Annotated in this window: 6 protein-coding genes and 1 pseudogene; all 7 read left to right on the top strand. The window is 63.8% G+C overall.

Translation table 11 applies throughout. From position 1 onward, the window contains the following. On the top strand, positions 1–896 hold an 896-nt coding region (gene sufB / locus JWQ89_RS16815), incomplete at its 5' end, for a Fe-S cluster assembly protein SufB (protein ID WP_299642840.1). 76 nt (positions 897–972) lie between these two features. After that, complete coding sequence (sufC, locus tag JWQ89_RS16810; RefSeq protein WP_299642841.1) at positions 973–1,722, top strand: Fe-S cluster assembly ATPase SufC; 750 nt, start codon at positions 973–975, stop codon at positions 1,720–1,722. Positions 1,723–1,725: 3 nt separating this feature from the next. Beyond that, positions 1,726–2,934, top strand: coding sequence for a Fe-S cluster assembly protein SufD (gene sufD / locus JWQ89_RS16805; protein WP_299642838.1), 1,209 nt, complete (start codon positions 1,726–1,728; stop codon positions 2,932–2,934). After that, positions 2,931–4,151: a cysteine desulfurase gene (locus JWQ89_RS16800; protein WP_299642837.1), complete on the top strand. Its 1,221-nt coding sequence runs from the start codon at positions 2,931–2,933 to the stop codon at positions 4,149–4,151. Before sufD ends, JWQ89_RS16800 begins: the two co-directional genes overlap by 4 nt. Positions 4,152–4,161: 10 nt before the next feature. After that, positions 4,162–4,584 carry an SUF system Fe-S cluster assembly protein gene (locus tag JWQ89_RS16795; protein WP_299642836.1) on the top strand — a complete coding sequence of 141 codons (423 nt, stop codon included), beginning with the start codon at positions 4,162–4,164 and terminating at the stop codon, positions 4,582–4,584. 53 nt (positions 4,585–4,637) lie between these two features. Continuing rightward, entirely contained in the window at positions 4,638–5,018 is a 381-nt protein-coding gene (locus tag JWQ89_RS16790; RefSeq protein WP_299642835.1) for an iron-sulfur cluster assembly accessory protein, read from the top strand. 774 nt (positions 5,019–5,792) lie between these two features. Next, positions 5,793–6,205: pseudogene (locus JWQ89_RS16785) on the top strand (3-phosphoshikimate 1-carboxyvinyltransferase); the annotation flags it as partial.

The following is a 6,205-nucleotide window of genomic DNA, read 5'->3' as shown; positions in this document are numbered from 1 at the left end:
ACTCCGCGGTCTTCACCGACGGATCCTTCGTCTACATCCCCAAGGGCGTCCGTTGCCCGATGGAATTGTCGACCTATTTCCGCATCAACGAGAAAAAGACCGGCCAGTTCGAGCGCACGCTGATCATCGCCGAGGAGGGCTCCTATGTGAGCTACCTCGAAGGCTGCACCGCGCCGACCCGCGACGAGAACCAGTTGCATGCGGCGGTTGTCGAGCTCGTGGCGCTAGCCGATTCCGAGATCAAGTACTCGACGGTGCAGAACTGGTATCCGGGCGACAAGGACGGCAAGGGCGGCATCTACAACTTCGTCACCAAGCGCGGCGATTGCCGCGGCGACCGCTCGAAGATCTCCTGGACGCAGGTCGAGACCGGTTCGGCCATCACCTGGAAGTATCCGAGCTGCATCCTGCGCGGCGACGACTCGCGTGGCGAGTTCTATTCGATCGCCATCTCGAACGGGCATCAGCAGGTCGATAGCGGCACCAAGATGATCCATCTGGGCAAGAACACCTCCAGCCGGATCATCTCCAAGGGTATCGCCGCCGGGTTCTCGGACAACACCTATCGCGGCCAGGTTTCGGCCCACGCCAAGGCGAAGAACGCCCGCAATTTCACCCAGTGCGACAGCTTGCTTATCGGTGATAAGTGCGGTGCCCACACCGTGCCCTATATCGAAAGCCGCAACGCCACCGCCCAGTTCGAGCACGAAGCGACGACGAGCAAGATCTCGGACGACCAGATGTTCTACTGCCAGCAGCGCGGGCTGAGCGAAGAGGAAGCGGTGGCGCTGATCGTCAACGGGTTCGTCCGTGACGTGCTGCAGCATCTGCCGATGGAGTTCATGGTCGAGACACAGAAGCTGATCTCGATCTCGCTTGAGGGCAGCGTTGGCTGATCCACATCCCCATTTGCCGGTTGGCGCCAATCGGCGACACCGGCCCTATCTCTGGAGAATATCTATGACCACCCCAATGCTCGAAATCCGCGACCTGCACGTGCGCATCGAGGAGCGCGAAATCCTCAAGGGCGTGAACCTCGTCGTACCCAAGGGCGAAGTGCATGCGATCATGGGGCGCAATGGCTCGGGCAAATCGACGCTCAGCTATGTGCTGGCCGGCAAGGAGGACTATGAGGTCACCGGCGGCGAAGTGCTGCTCGATGGCGTCAACATCCTCGAGATGGAGCCGTCGGAGCGCGCCACTGCCGGGCTGTTCCTCGCCTTCCAGTACCCGATCGAGATCCCGGGCGTCGCCACCATGACCTTCCTCAAGGCGGCGCTGAATGCCAAGCGCAAGGCCAATGGCGAGGGCGAGCTGTCGACGCCGGACTTCATGCGGGCGGTGAAGGAGGCCGGCTCGGCGCTCCACATCGACAGCGACATGCTGAAGCGGGCGCTCAATGTCGGGTTCTCGGGCGGCGAGAAGAAGCGGGCCGAGATCCTGCAGATGGCGCTCTTGAAGCCCAAGATGTGCATTCTCGACGAGACCGATTCCGGGCTCGATATCGATGCGCTGCAGGTGGTGTCGCATGGCGTCAACGCGCTGCGCGATCCGAACCGCTCGATGCTGGTGATCACGCACTACCAGCGGCTGTTGAACCACATCGTGCCGGACGTGGTGCACGTGTTTTCGGATGGCCGGGTGGTCGAGAGCGGCGGCAAGGAGCTGGCGCTGGAACTCGAGGCCAAGGGCTATGCCGGCTTCGACGAAGTGGCGGCATAAAGCATGACCATGCATGTCCCTGTCCGGCTCGGGCCGGCTGAACTGAAGCTCATCGAACAGCTGTCGGCTGCGGGCGCAGTGGCGGCGGCCGAGCGCCTCGGCGGCGCCGGGCTGCCGACGCGGCGAGTCGAGGCGTATCACTATACGGACCTGAAGCTGCTGCTGCGGGCCGTTCCCGAGCTCGCGGGCGCGGCGGAGGCGGCGAGTGCGCCGGCCCTGCGCGTTGCGGGGGCGTATCAGCTGATGATCGCCAATGGGGTGGTGCAGGAGACCGGCACGGCGCCGGCGGGCGTGATCGTCGGCAAGTCGGCGGGGAGCGTGCTCACCACCCGTGACGATGTGGTTACGCGGCTCAACCTGGCGCTCACCAGGGAGTGCCTGACGCTTGACCTCGATGGGTCGGTCGATCCGGTGATCCAGATCGATCGCCGGACCGAGGGGGCGGCGGGACACTCGACCAGCGCGGCGAAGATTTTCGTCGCCGATGGCGGGAGCGCGGTGATCCTCGAGACCTATTCGGGGAGCGAGGCGGCGCACCTCGGGAACCATGCGACCTATCTGGCGCTGGGCAAGGGCGCCAAGGTCACGCATATCACGGTGAACCTCGCGGCGAAGGCGGCGACGCATTTTGCCTCGAACGAGTATCACCTCGCCGAGGGGGCGCAGCTTCGGACGCTGATCATCAATGCGGGGGGGGCGCTGAGCCGGACGCAGCTGTTCCCGCGCTATGAGGGGGCGGGGGCGCATGCCGACGTGACGGGGCTCAACCTCGTCTCGGATGGGCAGCACAGCGATATCACTATGGATGCGCTGCATGCGGTGCCGCACACGTCGTCGAAGCCGTTATTCAAGTCGATTGCCCGCGGGCGGTCGAAGGCCGTGGTGCAGGGGCGGCTGGTGGTGGCGCGCGATGCGCAGAAGACCGACGCCAAGCTGATGAGCCAGGGGCTGATGCTCTCGGACGAGGCGGAAATCCTGGTCAAGCCGGAGCTCGAGATCTATGCCGACGACGTGGTGTGCGGGCACGGCTCGACCTGCGGGCGGCTGGATGACGAGTCGCTGTTCTACCTGACGAGCCGCGGCATCGAGAAGGGTGAGGCCGAGACCATGCTGGTGCGGGCGTTCCTCGCCGAACTGGTCGATCCGATCGAGGACGCCGCGCTGAACGAGGCGCTGACGGCGGTGATCGAGGGCTGGCTGGCGGGGAAATGAACTTCGATCTCGCCAAAGTCCGCGCCGATTTTCCGATCCTCGAGGAGAAGATCCACGGGAACCGGCTGGTCTATCTCGACTCGGGGGCCTCGGCGCAGAAGCCGAACCAGGTGCTCGACCGGATGGATTGGGCGCATCGGCATGCCTACGCCAACGTCCATCGCGGGCTCCATACGCTCGCCAACCGGGCGACGGAGGCTTACGAGGGCGGGCGCGAGGCGGTGCGGCGGTTCGTGAATGCGAGCCGGCCGGAGGAGATCATCTTCACGCGCTCGGCGACGGAGGCGATCAACCTCGTGGCCGCCTCGTTCCTGGGGCCGCGGATCGGGGAGCGCGACGAGATCGTGCTCTCGATCATGGAGCACCATTCCAACGTCGTGCCTTGGCATTTCCACCGCGAGCGCAAGGGCGCGGTGCTGAAGTGGGTGGACGTGCGGGACGACGGCAGCTTCGACATCGATGCGTTCGAGGCGGCGCTGTCTCCGCGGACGCGGATGGTGGCGATCACGCAGATGTCGAATGTGCTGGGCACGGTGACGCCGATCAAACAGATCGTCGAGATTGCCCATGCGCGGAAGATCCCGGTGCTGGTCGATGGCAGCCAGGGCGCGGTGCACCTGAAGGTGGACGTGCAGGAGCTGGGCGCCGATTTCTACGTGTTCACCGGGCACAAGCTCTACGGGCCGACGGGGATCGGGGTGCTCTACGGGCGCTACGACATTCTCGCCGACATGCAGCCGTACCAGGGCGGCGGCGAGATGATCGACGTGGTGACGAAGGATACCGTCACCTACAACGAGCCGCCGCACCGGTTCGAGGCGGGGACGCCGCCGATCGTGCCGGCGATCGGGCTCGGGGCCGCGGTGGAGTATGTCGAGGGCATCGGGCGCGAGAATGCGCAGGCGCATGAGGCGGAGCTCACCGAGTATGCGCTCGAGCGGCTGGGGCGGATCAATTCGCTGCGGCTGATCGGGACGGCGCCGGGGAAGGGCGGGATCTTCTCGTTCGAGATCGAGGGCGCGCACGCGCACGACGTTTCGACCATTCTCGATCGCTACGGCATTGCGGTGCGTGCCGGCACGCATTGCGCCATGCCGCTGCTGCAGAGATTTGGGGTGACCTCTACCTGCCGGGCCTCGTTCGGCTTATATACCGGCAAGGATGATATCGATGCCCTCGTCGAGGGCATCGAAAAGGCGCGAAGCTTTTTCGCGTAAAGGGTTGGATATGGCTGACGACGCTAACGAACTGGTTCCCGATACCGCTGCTCCTGCCCCTGAGGCGGCGGCTGAGGAGGCGTTGCGCATCACGCCGACGATCGCGGCGTCGCTGCCGGCCGAGGATGTGGAGCGGATCACCAAGGACCTGATCGGGGTGCTGAAGACCGTCTACGACCCTGAAATCCCTGTCGATATCTACGAGCTGGGGCTGATCTACAAAGTCGACCTCGACGACGACCGCAACCTCACCATCGACATGACGCTGACCGCGCCGGGCTGCCCGGTGGCCGGGGAGATGCCGGGCTGGGTGGAGAACGCGGCACGCTCGGTAGAGGGCATCCAGGACGTGACCGTGAACATGGTGTTCGACCCGCCGTGGGACGCTTCGCGGATGAGCGAAGAAGCGCAGGTCGCGCTGAACTGGTGGTAAAGTTCGCGCGTTAGGTCTATGTATCGTCTTGTTACGATGAAGGTCCGCAACCGATGCCATTGAAGATCATGAGCCTCACCGATGCCGCCGTCGAGCGCATCAACGAGATCATCGAGGATAGCGAGACGCCGGTGATGGGCGTGCGCGTCGGCATCAAGGATGCGGGCTGCGCCGGGCAGTCCTATACGCTCGCCTATGTCAGCGAGCCGGTTAAGGGCGACGATCACATCGAGGACAAGGGCGTCCACGTCTTCGTCGAGCCCAAGGCGACGCTGTTCCTGCTCGGCACGGTGATGGATTTCGAGGAAGATATTCTCAAGTCGGGATTCTCGTTCAAGAACCCGAACCAGACCGGCGAATGCGGGTGTGGGGAAAGCGTGCAGCTGAAGCCGGCGGATTTGAAGGCATTGGCCGAGGCGCGGCAGCAGGCCTGAGGATTGGTGGTGAAGGTTGTGGTCGCCCGGCTGTGCTAGGGCGATCTTTTTTTTGCCCCCCACGCCCCATCATTATTTGTTGGGGTCGGACACACTAAGGATTGCGAGTGTATGGCTTGCTATCGAGTTGCTTCCCAACCGACCATCCAATCCAAAATAAGACCATGATGGTCGCGATCCAGATTGGCACTACGAACTGTTGCATCGAAGGGGGCACCACACGGGAGCCGTAGTGAAAGAACAAGTAGTTGATCCCGGCACCGTAGAGTGCTGAGCCGACGGAGTATGCCCACCGGGCCGCCAGTCCTGATCGCTTGGTTATGCTGACAACTATCCAAATGAGCAATGATGCGATGGGCAGGATGAAAATGAGCATGAGTGTGCTGATGAGGAAGCCCCAAAGCCCGCCGCTTGCCCGTGGACTGCTGCCAGCACCGTCAAAGTCACGTCTGCGGCCAACGCGTAAATTAGAGGAACGAACAGCCAATAAAGAAGCACGGCACCGTGTCCGAGAAGTTCAAATACTTGCTCACTGTGTAGGTGACACATACGCGGAAGGGAAGCATGCCCAACCTCTTGGCCCGACCCACGCCCTTGTCTCAGGTGTGAGCGCTGGTGGACGCGGGGCTTGGCATTTGATCGCGAGTTCCGGTACAAAGATCCGGCTTGCTTCAACCTCACCCCGGCACAGGACCGGGCCATCCGAGATACATCGATGCGTCCGGCGCGACCGGAGTGAGAGCGGCCCTGGCCGCATGTTTGACGGAGTTTCCATTGACCGCCGCCGTTTCCTCAAAGCCCAAAGCTTTGACCATTGTTCCGCCCGACCATCCGCTGGTCGGCCGCGTCACGCCGCCCGGTTCCAAATCCATCACCAATCGCGCGCTGCTGCTCGCGGCGCTGGCGAATGGGACGAGCCGGCTGACGGGGGCGTTGAAGAGCAAGGATACGGCGCTGATGGCCAGGGCGCTGGTGCAGATGGGGGTGGGCGTCGAGGAGCCGGATGCGACCAGCTTTGTCGTTACGGGCGATGGCACGCTGAAGGCGCCGACCGAGCCGCTGGTGCTGGGCAATGCGGGGACGGCGACGCGGTTTCTGACCGCGGCGGTGTCGCTGGTCGAGGGCAGGGTGGTGGTCGATGGCGACGAGGCGATGCGCAAGCGCCCGATCGAGCCGCTGCTGGTGGC

It is taken from the genome of Devosia sp. (assembly GCF_028290645.1).
In the GTDB taxonomy this organism is placed as follows: Bacteria; Pseudomonadota; Alphaproteobacteria; order Rhizobiales; family Devosiaceae; genus Devosia_A.
Note: the sequence above shows the minus strand (reverse complement) of the source record. Positions and strands in the feature narration are given on the sequence as shown.